This is a genomic window from Halopseudomonas nanhaiensis, from assembly GCF_020025155.1.
In the GTDB taxonomy this organism is placed as follows: domain Bacteria; phylum Pseudomonadota; class Gammaproteobacteria; order Pseudomonadales; family Pseudomonadaceae; genus Halopseudomonas; species Halopseudomonas nanhaiensis.
The window spans coordinates 3,109,764-3,125,000 of record NZ_CP073751.1; the positions used below are offsets into that span (position 1 = coordinate 3,109,764).

Genomic DNA, 15,237 nt, shown 5'->3' on the forward strand with positions numbered 1-15,237 from the left:
GCAACCGAGCATCCGGACAGTTACAGGGGCGTCGCCAAGCGGTAAGGCACCAGGTTTTGATCCTGGCATGCGTTGGTTCGAATCCAGCCGCCCCTGCCATTTCTCCGGTAGTAATCATTACATCTTGAGCCCGGCTCCACCGACGCGGCGCATTGCGTTGTCACGTCCGTATCCGGCTCATCGCATCGACCACTACCCAGAAGGTAATGCAGCGTGTCCAAGATGATGGTCTTCACGGGGAACGCAAACCCCGATCTGGCACGGCGCGTCGTGCGTCAGTTGCACATCCCCCTTGGTGACGCTTCAGCCGGCCGCTTCAGCGACGGTGAAGTAGCGATCGAACTCAACGAGAACGTTCGCGGAAAGGATGTATTCATCATCCAGCCCACCTGCGCACCGACCAACGACAACCTGATGGAGCTGGTCGTCATGGCTGACGCCCTGCGACGCTCTTCAGCTTCCCGCATCACGGCAGTCATCCCCTATTTCGGTTATGCCCGCCAGGATCGGCGCCCCCGCTCGGCGCGCGTGCCGATCAGCGCAAAGGTCGTGGCGGACATGCTCGATGTCGTCGGTGTCGACCGGGTGCTGACCGTTGACCTGCATGCAGACCAGATCCAGGGCTTCTTCGATATTCCGGTCGACAACATCTACGGCTCGCCGGTGCTGATCGACGACATCCAGGATCAGCGCCTGGACAATCTGATGATCGTCTCCCCGGATATCGGCGGCGTTGTCCGCGCACGCGCCGTCGCCAAGGCGCTTGGCGTGGATCTGGCGATCATCGACAAACGTCGCCCCAAGGCCAACCAGTCCGAAGTGATGCACATCATCGGCGATATCGAAAATCGCAACTGCATCCTCGTCGACGACATGGTCGACACGGCCGGCACCCTGTGTCACGCAGCCAAGGCGCTCAAGGATCACGGGGCCACCAGGGTATTTGCGTATTGCACCCACCCGATCCTGTCGGGCAAGGCGATCGAGAATATTTCCAATTCCGCGCTGGACCAGCTGGTGGTGACCAACACCATCCCGCTGTCACCTGCTGCGGAAAACTGTGAGCGCATACGCCAGCTGGACATGGCGCCGATCATCGCCGAGGCGATGCGCCGCATCAGTAACGAAGAATCCATCAGCGCCATGTTCCGCTAACCGAACGGCGCTGGTACTACCGGCCCGCACGAGCGGGCTTCACCCCTCATCCGTCATGCTGGTCGCAAGCTGGCGGATGTTCAGCAAGGAGACTACTAATGGTCGACTTCACTTTGAATGCGAATGCGCGCGACGACCTGGGGAAAGGTGCGAGCCGCCGCCTGCGTCGTAACGCAAACATGGTTCCAGCTATCGTTTACGGTGGCGACAAGGCTCCGCAGAGCGTATCTGTGGCTGCCCGCGAACTGAACAAGGCCCTGGAAAACGAAGCCTTCTATTCCCACATCATCAGCCTGTCCGTTGATGGCAAGAAAGAAGACGTTCTGCTCAAGGCCCTGCAGCGTCACCCATCCAAGCCGCGCGTCATGCACGCCGACTTCCTGCGCGTCGTTGCCGGTCACTCGGTCACCGTACTGGTTCCCCTGCACTTCATGAACCAGGAAGTCTGTGTTGGCGTCAAGCAAGCCGGTGGCATCATCTCCCACACCATGACCGAAGTGGAAGTGACCTGCCTGCCGAAGGACCTGCCGGAGTTCATCGAAGTTGACATGGCCAAGGTAGGCCTGAACGACATCGTGCACCTGTCGGACCTGAAGCTGCCCAAGGGCGTTACCATCCCGAGCCTGGCTCAGGGCCCTGATCACGACCTGCCAGTTGCCAACGTGCACCCGGCTCGCGTTGTAGCAGACGACGCTGATACCACCGAGTCTTCGGAAGGTGAGGAATCGGCGGAGTAATTCACGCCGAGACCCATAAGGGGCGCCCGTTGTGACACAGGGAATCAAGTTGATCGTCGGCCTCGGTAACCCCGGGCCCGAATATGAACTGACCCGGCACAACGCTGGCGCCCTTTTTGTTGAGCGCCTGGCGGATCGGCACAATGTGTCGCTGCGCCCGGACGCCAAGTATTTCGGACTGACCGCCCGCCTGACTCACGGCGGTCAGGACGTTCGCCTGTTGATCCCCACCACTTTCATGAATCGCAGCGGCCAGGCTGTCGGCGCGCTTGCTGGTTTCTATCGCATTCTCCCCGAAGAGATACTGGTCGCTCACGACGAGCTTGACCTGCCTCCCGGTGTGGTCAAGTGCAAGAAAGGGGGTGGCCACGGCGGACACAACGGACTGCGCGACATCATCGCCAGTCTCGGCAATCAGAACAGCTTTCACCGCCTGCGCCTGGGTATCGGCCACCCCGGCCACGCTTCCCAGGTGACCGGTTTCGTACTAGGCCGCGCACCAAAGGCCGAGCAGGACGCGCTCGATGCCTGTATTGACGAAGCAATCGCGCAGGTTCCGGGCATGCTCGCCGGGGACTGGACGCGCGTCATGCAGACCTTGCACAGCTTTAAAGCCTGATCACACTTTTCGCCGTGACCAACGGCAGCAGAGGACACCGAAATGGGATTTAACTGCGGAATAGTCGGCCTGCCCAACGTGGGCAAATCGACGCTGTTCAACGCTCTCACCAAGGCCGGCATCGGCGCGGAGAACTTTCCGTTCTGCACCATCGAACCCAACAGTGGTGTCGTCCCGATGCCCGATCCACGGCTGGACGCCCTGGCGGCGATCGTTAAACCCGAGAAGGTGATCGCCACCACCATGGAGTTCGTCGACATCGCCGGACTGGTGGCGGGCGCGTCGAAGGGCGAAGGCCTGGGGAACAAGTTTCTGGCGAACATTCGCGAAACGGATGCAATTGCGCATGTAGTGCGCTGCTTCGAAGACGACAACGTCATCCACGTATCCAATAGCGTCGATCCGAAACGCGATATCGAAATCATCGATCTGGAATTGATATTCGCTGACCTGGAAAGCTGCGAGAAGCAGCTGCAGCGGGTCACGCGCAACGCCAAGGGGGGCGACAAGGAGGCAGTGGCGCAAAAGGCGCTGCTCGAGAAACTGATTCCGCACTTCAGCGAAGGCAAACCTGCGCGGAGCCTGATGAAGCAACTGGGAGACGAAGAGAAGCGCATGGTGCGCAGCTTCCATCTGCTGACCAGCAAGCCGGTGATGTACATCGCCAACGTGGCCGAGGACGGTTTCGAGAACAACCCGCATCTGGACGTGGTCCGCACCATCGCCGAAGAAGAAGGCGCCGTGGTCGTACCGGTGTGCAACAAGATCGAGGCGGAGATCGCCGAACTCGACGAAGGGGAAGAGAAGGACATGTTCCTCGAATCGCTCGGGCTGGAAGAACCGGGGTTGAACCGGGTCATTCGCGCAGGCTACGGGCTGCTCAATCTGCAGACCTATTTCACGGCAGGCGTGAAGGAGGTTCGCGCCTGGACCGTACGAATCGGTGCAACGGCCCCACAGGCGGCAGCCGCCATCCATACCGATTTCGAGAAGGGATTCATTCGCGCCGAAGTCGTTGCCTATGACGATTTCATTCAGTACCGCGGCGAAGCGGGCGCCAAGGAGGCTGGCAAGTGGCGGCTGGAAGGCAAGGAATACATCGTCAAGGATGGCGACGTGATGCACTTCCGTTTCAACGTCTGATCGGAACTGCCAGGGCCGGGGGCACCCCCGGCCTCGGCTGCCCCCTGCTGCTTTATCACTTGATCTTCTCCAGCGCCTGCTCGTGATGCATTGCAGTCGCTCCCGTCTTGTCGCTCTTGACCTCGTACTGCGGCTCGTCTGAGCTGGCTGGTCGATGCCGGCCCTTGAATTCGGTGTCACTGGTATGCACGTGGATGACCTTGCCTTCGACATGCCCCACTTCGGAATTCCAGCGCACGTGATCACCCACCTTCAGTTTGTGCGTCATACGTCTGTCTCCTCCATTCAACCATGCAGACACACCCTGCCTGCTTCCCATTGTTGACCCTGCCACCCCCGGGCCGTTCCGGGTCGCACTGGGAACTATCGCCGCCGCTCGACGACCGAATGGATAGCTTTTCCTGACAGATCAACGGACACACGGGAGCAGTAGCGGATGGATTGGACTTTCCTGCAACGAGAATCGATCTGGATAAACCTGGGCATCCTGCTCGCGATCACCCTGCTGGGCTACTGGACCCTTCGAGCCATATTGCGCATCGTCAGTCGGCGCCTGAGCGCGAAAGCCGAGAAATCGCACACTGCATTCATGGTGATTCTCGCAGAGATGCTGCGCCATACCAGCAGAGTCCTGCTGTTCGCATTTTCACTGTTGATCGCATTGCGCTTCGTCGATCTGGCGTCGGACTGGGAGCGGCTGCTCTCGCACGGGTGGTTTATCGCGCTGGCCTTCCAGTTTGCCCTGTGGCTGGATACGGCCGCCCGATTGTGGATGGACAGCCTGACGCGGGACGGAAAACGCCGCAACCCGGTCACCACCACCGTGATCGGGATCATGATTCGAATCGTCGTCTGGACCATGATGCTGCTGTCCATCCTGGCCAATCTTGGCGTCGATATCACTGCGATGGTTGCCAGCCTCGGGGTGGGCGGTATCGCTATCGCCCTGGCGCTGCAGACGTTGCTGAGCGATGTATTCGCCTCGCTGGCGATCGGCATCGACAAACCCTTCGAGATCGGCGACTTCGTGGTCTTCGGTGAAGTCGCCGGCAACATCGAACACATAGGCCTGAAGACCACCCGAATCCGGGCGTTGAGTGGAGAACAGATCGTCTGCGCCAATGCCGATCTGCTCTCGAAGATCCTGCACAACTACAAGCGCATGAATACCCGTCGCATCGTGTTCAAATTCGGCATCATGTACAGCACTCCGACCGACAAGGTCCGCGAGGTGGCGGCGCTGGTCAGGCGCGTGGTGGACTCGGTGGCCGACACGCATTTTGATCGTGCTCACTTCGTCGCGTTCGATGACAGTCAGCTGACGTTCGAGGTGGTTCACATTGTTCAGAGCTCCGACTACAACCGGTACATGGACATCCAGCAGGAGATCAATCTGGGGTTGCTCCAGGGCTGTCGCGATCTCGGCGTTGGCTTCGCCTTCCCCACCCGCAGTGTGGAATTCGTCGGCGGCAAGCTTCCCGAGATCAACGTGGCGGGGGTTCCGGGGGAGAATCCCGCGGCAGGCCAACACGCCGGCGGCAGTTGATTTTGCCCGCCCGAGGCCCGGCAGTAAGCAGTTGAATGTGCGGAAGAAAAATCGGATGACAAGGCTTGACAACATCCACGCGCAACTGAATAATGCGCGCCTCGGATGGCTACATAGCTCAGCTGGTTAGAGCACAGCATTCATAATGCTGGGGTCCCTGGTTCAAGTCCAGGTGTAGCCACCAACCTTTCCAAGGGCTTGGCTTCGGCCAGGCCCTTTTTTATTTCGCGCTCTGTCCGATCAGAGCCGCTGCAGCACCGCTCTCTCGATCTCCGCCGTCGTCGTTGTTCCAAGATTCGCCAGCGTCAGCTCGCGCAAGACCTCCTCGACCGCGGTGTCCAAGCGTCCGGCCAGCTCAGGCATCCGCCAGTGATAACGCAGTAACAGCGCCGCACTGAGAATTGCTGCGATCGGGTTGGCTCGCCCGCTACCAGCGATGTCCGGGGCGCTGCCATGCACCGGCTCGGCAAGCGCTACCCTGTCTCCCCAGTTGAGCGAGGGCGCCATACCGAGCCCACCGCACCAGTGGCTGGCGAGATCCGAGAGGATGTCACCAAACAGATTGCTGGTGACGAGCATGTCAACGCTGCGCGGAGCAGCGACCAGCTCGAGCGCCGCGACGTCCACCAGCCGCTCGTCCACCAGCGGATCAAGCCCTTCATCTCTCAGCACCGTCCGCACTGTGTCGCGAAACAGGCCGCCGGTGAGCGGCAGCACATTGGCCTTGTGCACCACGGTGATACGCCGGGCGGAGCGGTGTCTCGCGACAAGGCAGGCCTTTCGCGCCAGCCTGACACAGGCGGCTTCGCTGATGTGACATTCGGCGATGGCCGTGCCGGCATCCATCCGCTCTATGCCGACATAGAGTCCTTCGCTGTTTTCACGCAGTACGATCAGGTCGACATCCTGCTGCGGCGATACCTGGGGCCAGCTGCGTACCGGCCGCAGATTGACGTACAGGTCGGCGTCCTGACGCAGCGTCAGAATGGCGCTTCGGTAACCTTCTACCTTCCGTGCGGGTGATGAAACGGCGCCAAACAGCCCCGCTCCGGTTTCCAGCAACAGTTTAAGCGTCCGCTCAGGAACTGCCGTTCCGTGCCTCTGAAAACACGTCCATCCCGCCTCCGCCTCGATGGTCTTCAAGCCTGGAACAAGCTTCTCGAGCACGCGAACCGCCACGGGTACCACCTCCGGCCCTATCCCGTCGCCGGGGATGACGCAGAGCTTCGTCACGCGCGCGCCTCCCGTGTAGCCAACAGCAAACCAATGAAGGTCAGCGCTCCGCCGACAAGGTGGTACCAGTGCAGCCTCTCACCCAGCAGCAGCACACCGAGAAGCGCTGCGAAGACCGGTAGCAGATAGCTGAACAACGAGGCCGTCGCCGGACCAAGTACCTTGACGCCGTTGTTCCAGGCCAGGTATGCCACCAGCGAGGCGAATACTGCAGTGTAACCCACTGCCAGAACGCTCTGGGTCGTCAGCGGCACGCCGCCGGTATGGGCAAGCTCCCAGATATAGAACGGGAGCAGCAGCGGCACGCCGAACAGCAGCATCGCGCAGAGCTGAACCATGCCGGGCACCGGCAGCATCCATTTGCGTAGCAGAACCGAGTAGAGCCCCCAGGTGAGCACCGCTACCACCATGATGACATCGCCCGGGTTGAAGGACAGCGTGAGCAGCCGCGCAGGCTCGCCAAGCGTGAGGATGACCAGCAGCCCGGCGAAGGACGTCGCCGCTCCAAGCAGGGTCATCCAGGTTGGCCATTGACGCAGCAGGACGATGGACCAGACGAATGCAGCGACCGGCAGGCCGGTATTGACCAGGGTAATGTTGATGGCCGTGGTGCTTTGCGCGGCGAGGTACAGCAGGGTGTTATACGACGAGATGCTCAGACCTGCCAGCACCGCGATCTGCAGCCAGCGTCCAGCGAGCACGTGGCGGTGCGCCCAGAGCCCCTGCAGCGTGAACGGCAGGAGCAGAGCCAGGGCGGTGGTCCAGCGCCAGAACGACAGGCCGATCGGCGGCAGCGACCCCGCAGTGGCTCTGGCCACCAATGCATTGCCTGCCCAGGCGAGCGCGCACAGGAGGAGTCCGCCCATGGCCCACTGCCGGGATGTCATGCGCCGGGCGGCCCGAGTCGATACTGTTCAGGAATTTGCGAAGCGTCGGAAACGGTAACGTCGAGATCCTTGAGAAAGCCGTCCTTGATACCGTAGATGAAGCCATGCACCGACAGCGGCTGCCCACGATGCCACGCGTTCTGGACGATACTCGTATGGCTGACATTGGCGACCTGACGCATGACGTTCAACTCGCACATCCGGTCGAGTCGCGTCTCGTCGTCCGGAATCAGTCGCAATGGTTCACGCTGCAGGTAGTACAGATCGCGTATGGAGCGCAGCCAGCCATCACTGAGCCCGAGCTGCTGGTTGTTCATCGCCGCGCGGACGCCACCGCAGCCGTAATGCCCGGTGACGATGATGTGTTTGACCTTCAGCACATCGACAGCGAACTGCATGACCGACAGACAGTTCAGATCGGTATGCAATACCACATTGGCCACGTTGCGGTGAACGAACAGCTCTCCCGGCATCAAACCGACAATTTCATTTGCCGGTACACGCGAGTCGGCACAGCCTATCCAGAGATACTCCGGAGTCTGCTGCTTGGCCAGCTTGGTGAAGAACTCAGGATCCTCCTCCTTGATGGACTCGGCCCACTCGCGATTGTTGGCGAACAGATGCTTGAGGTCGGACATGCTCTCTACCTTGTATTGCCGTCTGATTGTGCCGTCTCTGACGTGCGGCCCTTCCGGTACGTCACGTCAGTCGATCAGCGAATAGGCCATCACTAGAGCGTCTTCGCGCCCGCCCACGGCAGGATAGTAGTTCTTGCGCCGTCCGATTTCATTGAATCCGAAACGCTCGTAGAGATGGTTGGCCGCAAGATTCGATTCGCGCACCTCTAGAAAGGTGACTTCCGCCCCGCGCTCCTTGGCCCGCTGGATCAGGTGCGTGAGCAGCCTCGCACCGAGACCGTCTCCCTGATTCTCCGGCTTGACGGTGATATTCAACAGATGCGACTCGCCAGCTGCAGCGGTCAATACACCATGCCCGACCTGCTGATCGCCGACGCAGAGCAGCCAGCACTCGTAACCGGACCGGATACAATCGAGAAAAATGCCACGCGTCCAGGGATGGCTGAACGCTGCGTACTCAACCTTTAACACTGCATCCACATCGCTCTCGAGCATCGGCCGAAAACGTACCTCGTTCATTCCCGCTCCTTCCACCTCGGCATGACTCGCTTGAGCAAGCGCCATAGTTTCGCCTTTTCCTGCGCAGAACCCATCAGGTCCTCGAGTCCTGCAGCAAACCAGACCGGCGCCAGACCCTCAATGGCCTCTTCTCGGCCCATCAGACGCTCCCCGGCCGCAACATCGACGTCTGCCAACAATGTACAGCGCGAACCGAAGCAGCCGATGGAGACCACGGACTGCTCCTCTAGCCGTGCCTGGACAAAGGCATACAGCGCCTGGCTCGCTGCCACGGCGCCGCGATCGAACTGGGGGTTGCGCGTCAGGGGCCACTGGAAGTCGGCAAACAGAACCGGCTGATCGGGCAGCCCGGCTGCCCGAAGAATGTCTGTCAACAGACGATAGGGAGCTATCGCCTTCTCCAGGCCGGGCTCGCTGATCTGCAGCAACAACGCACAGGGACCGGCCAGCCACAGCTGCAGGTAGAACGGGGTCATTGCTGGAGACGGTCGAGCCTGAACGGCTGGGACAGCCGGTTCCGCCTCGCTGAGGCCCTCAGGCGTATTCGACACGCCTGGACTACCGATGGAGGGCTGGTCGACCGAAGAATTCGCCGGACTTGACCCGACCGCCGTGCCGTCTGCTTCAACGGCCTCCAACGGCGGGCTGCGCTGCGACTCCGTTTCATCGCGCGGCACCGATGGACCTTCCGCTGCCTGGGCCGCGCGGTCGCGTGGCACCCAGCTGACCACACCAAGCGCCTGCAGGTAGGCAAGCCGGGACTGCTCGTGCATCAAACGCCTTCCGTTTGCGGGTGCGCGCGCTGCACCCCGCTTTGCATCAGATTCAGGGCGTTGATGTAGGCTTTGGCGGATGCTACGACAATATCGGTATCGGCACCGTTGCCGTTCACGATCCGCCCAGCCCTCTCCAGCCGCACGGTCACCTCGCCCTGTGAATCGGTACCCTGGGTGATAGCGTTGACCGAGTACAGTTTCAGCAGCGCATGCGAATCGACAATCGCCTCGACGGCGCGAAACGCCGCATCGACCGGCCCTGAGCCGTCCGCCGTGGCGCTCTGCTCGCGACCATCGACACTCAGTACCACATGGGCTCGGGGCGTTTCGCCTGTGCGGGAGGCAACGTCGAGATACACCAGCTTAACCCGTTCGACGACATCACTGAGGGTATCGGATACCAGCGCCTGCAGATCCTCGTCGAATATCTCCTGCTTTTTATCGGCGAGCTCCTTGAACCGGGCGAACGCGGCATTCAGCTCCGCCTCCCCGGGCAACAGAATACCCAGCTCCTCGAGCCGGGTGCGGAAGGCGTTGCGCCCCGAGAGCTTGCCCAATGAAAGTCGGTTGGTGTGCCAACCCACCGACTGCGCGCTCATGATTTCGTATGTTTCGCGGTGCTTCAGAACACCGTCCTGATGGATGCCCGACTCGTGCGCGAAGGCGTTGGCGCCAACGATCGCCTTGTTCGGCTGGACAGGAAAGCCGGTAATCCCCGAGACCAGCTTCGATGTGCTGACGATGTGTTCGGTCACGATGCGGGTGTGCACACCCAGCACGTCCTGACGCGTCTTGATCGCCATGACGATTTCTTCCAGCGCCGCGTTGCCGGCCCGCTCGCCGAGACCGTTGATGGTGCACTCAACCTGTCGTGCACCGGCAGACACAGCCGCCAGAGAGTTCGCGACGGCGAGGCCCAGGTCGTTATGGCAGTGAACCGAGAAAATCGCCTTGTCCGCGTTCGGCACCCGGGCGATCACCTGACCGATCGTTTCGGCGAATTGATGGGGAATTGCGTAGCCAACCGTGTCGGGAATGTTGATGGTCCGTGCACCGGCCTCAATGGCCGCTTCGATGATGCGGCACAGGAAATCGATTTCGGAACGTCCTGCATCCTCGCAGGAAAACTCCACGTCCGCGCAAAGATTGCGAGCATGTCGGACTGCGCGAACTGCCTGTTCGATCACCTGCTCCGGGGCCAGCCGCAGCTTGTGCTGCATGTGGATTGGACTTGTCGCAATGAAGGTATGGATGCGACCGGCGTTGGCGCCCGCCAGCGCTTCCGCTGCGCGCTCGATATCTGCCTCCACCGCGCGAGACAGGCTGCAGACGGTGCTATCGGTAACGCTGTCGGCGATAGCCTTCACTGCGGCGAAGTCACCTGGACTGGCGATGGCGAAGCCCGCCTCGATCACATCCACCCCGAGCTTTTCCAAAGCCTTGGCGATCCGAAGCTTTTCCTCGCCGGTCATCGAGGCGCCGGGGCTCTGCTCGCCATCACGCAGGGTGGTGTCGAAAATGTACACGCGGTCCTGATTCATCGGAGTCACTCCATCAGTCCGAAACGGTTGAAACGATCCCGCTACTATAACCGATCCATGCAACGCCAGTGACCGACACCCGAGCTGTATCGAATGGAGAAACCCACCTTTGGCATGCTTATGAACAATCAACACGAAAGCGACTGAGCATTCCCATTTCGACCGCCCCGCGTCTAAGCTGTCTTACAAGCCAGCGAGCATCAATGACTCGCATTCAATAACAACAATGCAGGTGTCACCATGTTCGACCGCCACTTTCAGGTATGGCCTCCGCAAGTGCCTAAACAGCTCGAGCTGCCGGCTACCAGCCTGTTTCACAACATCACGGTTTCCGCTCTACGTTATCCGGATCACCCGGCGATCCTCTACTACGGAAGCGCTGTCAGCTACAAGCGCCTGCAACAGGAAGCTGAAGCCATCGCCGGCCACCTCGCCGCCGCAGGTGTCGTCAAAGGCGATCGCGTATTGCTGTACATGCAGAACAGCCCGCAGTACATCATCGGCTACTTTGGCATCCTGCGTGCAAACGCGGTGGTCGTGCCGGTCAATCCGATGAACCGGAGCGCCGAACTGAAATATCTGATTGAAGACACCGAGGCAAAAGTGTGCCTCTGTGCCCAGGAACTGCTGGAAAACGTCAGCCCACATGTAGGCCCGGGCCTGCTTGACGAGGTGGTCGTCACCGCCTACGCCGACTACGTCACCGCGCCGACCGATCTGGCGCTGCCGGAAGCGGTCGCCGAAGCTGCCAGGGCCTGGGAGGGGGATGGACTCACCGCATGGCAGGACGTGATCGATGCCAACACACCGCCGCCTGCCCTGACCGCAGGACCGTCGGACCTCTGCGTCATTCCTTACAGCTCCGGCACCACCGGCAACCCGAAAGGCTGTGTCCATACGCACCACAGCGTGTTGGCGACCACCGTCTACGGAGCGGTATGGACCAATGCCCAGCATGACATCGTACATCTGGTGTCCGTGCCCATGTTCCATGTAACCGGCATGCAGTCATGCATGAACAGTACGCTCTACGTAGGCGGGACGCTGGTAGTCATGACTCGCTGGGATCGCAAGGTTGCTGCGGAGCTGATCCAGCGCCACAAGGTAAATACCTGGCGAAACATCTCGACCATGGTGGTCGACATGCTTTCCGATCCTGACATTGACAGCTACGACATCAGCAGCCTGAAGAGCATCGGCGGCGGTGGCGCAGCCATGCCGGCTGCGGTTGCCGGGAAGCTGCACGACAAGACCGGGCTGACCTATATGGAAGGCTATGGGTTGTCGGAGACTATCGCACCGACTCACGTCAATCCGCCCCAGGCGTGCAAGCCTCAGTGCCTGGGCATCCCCCTGATCGGGGTGGACTCGCGCGTGATCAATGTCGACACCCTGGAAGAGGTCGGCCCGGGAGTGACCGGCGAAATCATCATGCGCGGCGAACAGATCTTTCAGGGATACTGGAAAAGACCGGAGGCAACAGAGGAGGCGTTCCTGGAACTGGATGGGAACCGATTCTTCCGTTCGGGTGATCTGGGTTACTACGACGAAGAGGGTTACTTTTTCCTGGTAGATCGCGTGAAACGCATGATCAATGCGTCCGGCTACAAGGTATGGCCTGCCGAAGTCGAATCGCTGATGTATTCACATCCAGCGATCCGTGAAGTGTGCGTGGTGTCTACGCCGCACCCCAGGCGCGGCGAGACGGTCAAGGCGTTCGTCGTGCTGGCTGCGGGACAGGAGCGCACAACCGATCAGGACATCATCAGCTGGTGCCAGGAAAACATGGCGGCCTACAAGTGCCCCGTTATCGTGGAATTCACCGATGCCATACCGAAATCACCCACCGGCAAAATCATGTGGCGGCTGCTGCAGGAACAGGAATGGAAGAAAGCCTCGGAGGCATGAGTGAGGTAATCAGCGGACGCTTCATTGCGTCCGCTGATTGGTGAGAAACCCGGCAAGGCCCGCTTTATCGAGGCGCCAGGCTACGCCGGTAATGCCCCTCTGAAACCCCTCGTCCGTGTAAGATCAACCTGCGTACACGCCGCGCTATGCAAATGTGGGAGCGGTTCAGGTGAGTTTACTCGCCCCACAAAGAAGAACGCCCCGATCTTTTTGAGATCGGGGCGTTCGGTATAGGCGCTTGACGATGACCTACTCTCACATGGGGAAACCCCACACTACCATCGGCGATGCATCGTTTCACTTCTGAGTTCGGGATGGGATCAGGTGGTTCCAATGCTCTATGGTCGTCAAGCAATTTGTTGCTGACCGGTTTTGAGTCCGAGCAGCTAAAAGCTTGGGTTGGTGATAGAAGTCAGACGGTGCCTGTAATCTCGTGCAGTTCCAGCTTGTCGTTTGTCTGTCTTGATCGTTAACACCAGATTGCTTGGGTGTTATATGGTCAAGCCACACGGGCAATTAGTACTGGTTAGCTCAACGCCTTGCAACGCTTACACACCCAGCCTATCAACGTCGTAGTCTTCGACGGCCCTTTAGGGGAGTCAAGCTCCCGGTGAGATCTCATCTTGAGGCAAGTTTCCCGCTTAGATGCTTTCAGCGGTTATCTTTTCCGAACGTAGCTACCCGGCAATGCCACTGGCGTGACAACCGGAACACCAGGGGTTCGTCCACTCCGGTCCTCTCGTACTAGGAGCAGCCCCTCTCAAATCTCAAACGTCCACGGCAGATAGGGACCGAACTGTCTCACGACGTTCTAAACCCAGCTCGCGTACCACTTTAAATGGCGAACAGCCATACCCTTGGGACCGGCTTCAGCCCCAGGATGTGATGAGCCGACATCGAGGTGCCAAACACCGCCGTCGATATGAACTCTTGGGCGGTATCAGCCTGTTATCCCCGGAGTACCTTTTATCCGTTGAGCGATGGCCCTTCCATACAGAACCACCGGATCACTAAGACCTACTTTCGTACCTGCTCGTCGTGTTGGACTCGCAGTCAAGCGCGCTTTTGCCTTTATACTCTACGCACGATTTCCGACCGTGCTGAGCGCACCTTCGTACTCCTCCGTTACTCTTTGGGAGGAGACCGCCCCAGTCAAACTACCCACCATACACTGTCCTCGATCCGGATAACGGACCAGAGTTAGAACCTCAAAGTTGCCAGGGTGGTATTTCAAGGTTGGCTCCACGCGAACTGGCGTCCACGCTTCAAAGCCTCCCACCTATCCTACACAAGCAAATTCAAAGTCCAGTGCAAAGCTATAGTAAAGGTTCACGGGGTCTTTCCGTCTAGCCGCGGATACACTGCATCTTCACAGCGATTTCAATTTCACTGAGTCTCGGGTGGAGACAGCGCCGCCATCATTACGCCATTCGTGCAGGTCGGAACTTACCCGACAAGGAATTTCGCTACCTTAGGACCGTTATAGTTACGGCCGCCGTTTACCGGGGCTTCGATCAAGAGCTTCGCCGAAGCTAACCCCATCAATTAACCTTCCGGCACCGGGCAGGCGTCACACCCTATACGTCCACTTTCGTGTTTGCAGAGTGCTGTGTTTTTAATAAACAGTTGCAGCGGCCTGGTATCTTCGACCGGCATGAGCTTACGGAGCAAGTCCTTCACCCTCACCGGCGCACCTTCTCCCGAAGTTACGGTGCCATTTTGCCTAGTTCCTTCACCCGAGTTCTCTCAAGCGCCTTGGTATTCTCTACCTGACCACCTGTGTCGGTTTGGGGTACGATTCCTAGTTACCTGAAGCTTAGAGGCTTTTCCTGGAAGCATGGCATCAACCACTTCGCTTTCTAAAAGAAAGCTCGTCATCGGTTCTCGGCCTTAAGATCCCGGATTTACCTAAGATCTCAGCCTACCGCCTTAAACAAGGACAACCAACGCCTTGCTGGCCTAGCCTTCTCCGTCCCCCCATCGCAGTAACTAGAAGTACGGGAATATTAACCCGTTTCCCATCGACTACGCCTGTCGGCCTCGCCTTAGGGATCGACTCACCCTGCGTCGATTAACGTTGCGCAGGAACCCTTGGTCTTCCGGCGTGGGAGTTTTTCACTCCCATTGTCGTTACTCATGTCAGCATTCGCACTTCTGATACCTCCAGCCAACTTCTCAATTGACCTTCACAGGCTTACAGAACGCTCCTCTACCGCTCATCCTAAGATGAACCCGTAGCTTCGGTGTATGGTTTGAGCCCCGTTACATCTTCCGCGCAGGCCGACTCGACTAGTGAGCTATTACGCTTTCTTTAAAGGATGGCTGCTTCTAAGCCAACCTCCTAGCTGTCTAAGCCTTCCCACATCGTTTCCCACTTAACCATAACTTTGGGACCTTAGCTGACGGTCTGGGTTGTTTCCCTTTTCACGACGGACGTTAGCACCCGCCGTGTGTCTCCCGTGCTGACACTCACTGGTATTCGGAGTTTGCATCGGTTTGGTAAGTCGGGATGACCCCCTAGCCGAAACAGTGCTC

At 59.4% G+C, this 15,237-nt stretch carries 13 protein-coding genes, 2 tRNA genes and 2 rRNA genes (1 of these 17 cut by a window edge); 8 read left to right on the forward strand and 9 right to left on the reverse strand.

Annotated elements, in window-relative coordinates; all coding sequences use genetic code 11:
• Nucleotides 1-24: 24 nt before the first annotated feature.
• From KEM63_RS14215 to ychF, 5 genes are all read left to right on the forward strand, one after another.
• Nucleotides 25-99, forward strand: a tRNA-Gln gene (locus KEM63_RS14215).
• A gap of 114 nt (nucleotides 100-213) precedes the next feature.
• Nucleotides 214-1,155 (forward strand): ribose-phosphate pyrophosphokinase, encoded by a 942-nt coding sequence (locus KEM63_RS14220; protein ID WP_093395123.1) that lies wholly within the window; start codon nucleotides 214-216, stop codon nucleotides 1,153-1,155.
• Nucleotides 1,156-1,253: 98 nt separating this feature from the next.
• The gene (locus tag KEM63_RS14225; RefSeq protein ID WP_223652766.1) at nucleotides 1,254-1,892 is read left to right on the forward strand and encodes a 50S ribosomal protein L25/general stress protein Ctc; all 639 of its coding nucleotides are present in this window, start codon (nucleotides 1,254-1,256) and stop codon (nucleotides 1,890-1,892) included.
• A gap of 31 nt (nucleotides 1,893-1,923) precedes the next feature.
• Nucleotides 1,924-2,511 (forward strand): aminoacyl-tRNA hydrolase, encoded by a 588-nt coding sequence (gene pth / locus KEM63_RS14230; protein WP_223652768.1) that lies wholly within the window; start codon nucleotides 1,924-1,926, stop codon nucleotides 2,509-2,511.
• A gap of 42 nt (nucleotides 2,512-2,553) precedes the next feature.
• Entirely contained in the window at nucleotides 2,554-3,654 is a 1,101-nt protein-coding gene (gene ychF / locus KEM63_RS14235) for a redox-regulated ATPase YchF (RefSeq protein ID WP_223652770.1), read from the forward strand.
• Nucleotides 3,655-3,709: 55 nt separating this feature from the next.
• On the opposite strand, the gene KEM63_RS14240 is transcribed toward ychF, so the two are convergent.
• Entirely contained in the window at nucleotides 3,710-3,922 is a 213-nt protein-coding gene (locus tag KEM63_RS14240) for a hypervirulence associated TUDOR domain-containing protein (RefSeq protein ID WP_223652777.1), read from the reverse strand.
• 168 nt (nucleotides 3,923-4,090) lie between these two features.
• Between KEM63_RS14240 and KEM63_RS14245 the strand changes: the two genes are divergently transcribed.
• Together KEM63_RS14245 and KEM63_RS14250 are read left to right on the forward strand one after the other, a co-directional pair.
• Nucleotides 4,091-5,200 (forward strand): mechanosensitive ion channel family protein, encoded by a 1,110-nt coding sequence (locus KEM63_RS14245; RefSeq protein WP_223652778.1) that lies wholly within the window; start codon nucleotides 4,091-4,093, stop codon nucleotides 5,198-5,200.
• 107 nt (nucleotides 5,201-5,307) lie between these two features.
• Nucleotides 5,308-5,384 (forward strand) — tRNA-Met (locus tag KEM63_RS14250).
• Between the two features lie 56 nt (nucleotides 5,385-5,440).
• Here KEM63_RS14250 and KEM63_RS14255 read toward each other — a convergent pair.
• The 6 genes from KEM63_RS14255 to KEM63_RS14280 form a co-directional block, all read right to left on the reverse strand.
• Complete coding sequence (locus KEM63_RS14255; RefSeq protein WP_223652779.1) at nucleotides 5,441-6,433, reverse strand: isocitrate/isopropylmalate dehydrogenase family protein; 993 nt, start codon at nucleotides 6,431-6,433, stop codon at nucleotides 5,441-5,443.
• Nucleotides 6,430-7,299 (reverse strand): DMT family transporter, encoded by an 870-nt coding sequence (locus KEM63_RS14260; RefSeq protein ID WP_423747812.1) that lies wholly within the window; start codon nucleotides 7,297-7,299, stop codon nucleotides 6,430-6,432. Before KEM63_RS14260 ends, KEM63_RS14255 begins: the two co-directional genes overlap by 4 nt.
• 17 nt (nucleotides 7,300-7,316) lie before the next feature.
• On the reverse strand, nucleotides 7,317-7,958 hold the full coding sequence (can, locus tag KEM63_RS14265) for a carbonate dehydratase (RefSeq protein WP_223652787.1): 642 nt from the start codon (nucleotides 7,956-7,958) through the stop codon (nucleotides 7,317-7,319).
• A gap of 66 nt (nucleotides 7,959-8,024) precedes the next feature.
• Nucleotides 8,025-8,477, reverse strand: coding sequence for a ribosomal protein S18-alanine N-acetyltransferase (gene rimI, locus KEM63_RS14270; RefSeq protein WP_223652789.1), 453 nt, complete (start codon nucleotides 8,475-8,477; stop codon nucleotides 8,025-8,027).
• Nucleotides 8,474-9,250: a hypothetical protein gene (locus tag KEM63_RS14275; protein ID WP_223652791.1), complete on the reverse strand. Its 777-nt coding sequence runs from the start codon at nucleotides 9,248-9,250 to the stop codon at nucleotides 8,474-8,476. Before KEM63_RS14275 ends, rimI begins: the two co-directional genes overlap by 4 nt.
• Nucleotides 9,250-10,794 (reverse strand): 2-isopropylmalate synthase, encoded by a 1,545-nt coding sequence (locus KEM63_RS14280; RefSeq protein ID WP_223652793.1) that lies wholly within the window; start codon nucleotides 10,792-10,794, stop codon nucleotides 9,250-9,252. The genes KEM63_RS14275 and KEM63_RS14280 overlap by 1 nt, the downstream gene beginning before the upstream one ends.
• A 240-nt stretch (nucleotides 10,795-11,034) precedes the next feature.
• On the opposite strand from KEM63_RS14280, the gene KEM63_RS14285 reads away from it, so the two are divergent.
• The gene (locus KEM63_RS14285; RefSeq protein WP_223652794.1) at nucleotides 11,035-12,702 is read left to right on the forward strand and encodes a long-chain-fatty-acid--CoA ligase; all 1,668 of its coding nucleotides are present in this window, start codon (nucleotides 11,035-11,037) and stop codon (nucleotides 12,700-12,702) included.
• A gap of 236 nt (nucleotides 12,703-12,938) precedes the next feature.
• On the opposite strand, the gene rrf is transcribed toward KEM63_RS14285, so the two are convergent.
• Together rrf and KEM63_RS14295 are read right to left on the reverse strand one after the other, a co-directional pair.
• Nucleotides 12,939-13,054: ribosomal RNA gene (rrf, locus tag KEM63_RS14290) — 5S ribosomal RNA — on the reverse strand.
• A 143-nt stretch (nucleotides 13,055-13,197) separates the two neighbouring features.
• Nucleotides 13,198-15,237: ribosomal RNA gene (locus tag KEM63_RS14295) — 23S ribosomal RNA — on the reverse strand (it continues 850 nt past the right edge of the window).

What these genes read in the sequence shown, in the direction of transcription:
- KEM63_RS14280 (WP_223652793.1), bottom strand. Translation starts at nt 10,794, where the DNA reads ATGAATCAGGACCGCGTGTACATTTTCGACACCACCCTGCGTGATGGC.
- can (WP_223652787.1), bottom strand. Translation starts at nt 7,958, where the DNA reads ATGTCCGACCTCAAGCATCTGTTCGCCAACAATCGCGAGTGGGCCGAG.
- ychF (WP_223652770.1), top strand. Translation starts at nt 2,554, where the DNA reads ATGGGATTTAACTGCGGAATAGTCGGCCTGCCCAACGTGGGCAAATCG.
- KEM63_RS14245 (WP_223652778.1), top strand. Translation starts at nt 4,091, where the DNA reads ATGGATTGGACTTTCCTGCAACGAGAATCGATCTGGATAAACCTGGGC.
- KEM63_RS14225 (WP_223652766.1), top strand. Translation starts at nt 1,254, where the DNA reads ATGGTCGACTTCACTTTGAATGCGAATGCGCGCGACGACCTGGGGAAA.
- KEM63_RS14285 (WP_223652794.1), top strand. Translation starts at nt 11,035, where the DNA reads ATGTTCGACCGCCACTTTCAGGTATGGCCTCCGCAAGTGCCTAAACAG.
- KEM63_RS14240 (WP_223652777.1), bottom strand. Translation starts at nt 3,922, where the DNA reads ATGACGCACAAACTGAAGGTGGGTGATCACGTGCGCTGGAATTCCGAA.
- KEM63_RS14275 (WP_223652791.1), bottom strand. Translation starts at nt 9,250, where the DNA reads ATGCACGAGCAGTCCCGGCTTGCCTACCTGCAGGCGCTTGGTGTGGTC.
- KEM63_RS14260 (WP_423747812.1), bottom strand. Translation starts at nt 7,299, where the DNA reads ATGGGCGGACTCCTCCTGTGCGCGCTCGCCTGGGCAGGCAATGCATTG.
- rimI (WP_223652789.1), bottom strand. Translation starts at nt 8,477, where the DNA reads ATGAACGAGGTACGTTTTCGGCCGATGCTCGAGAGCGATGTGGATGCA.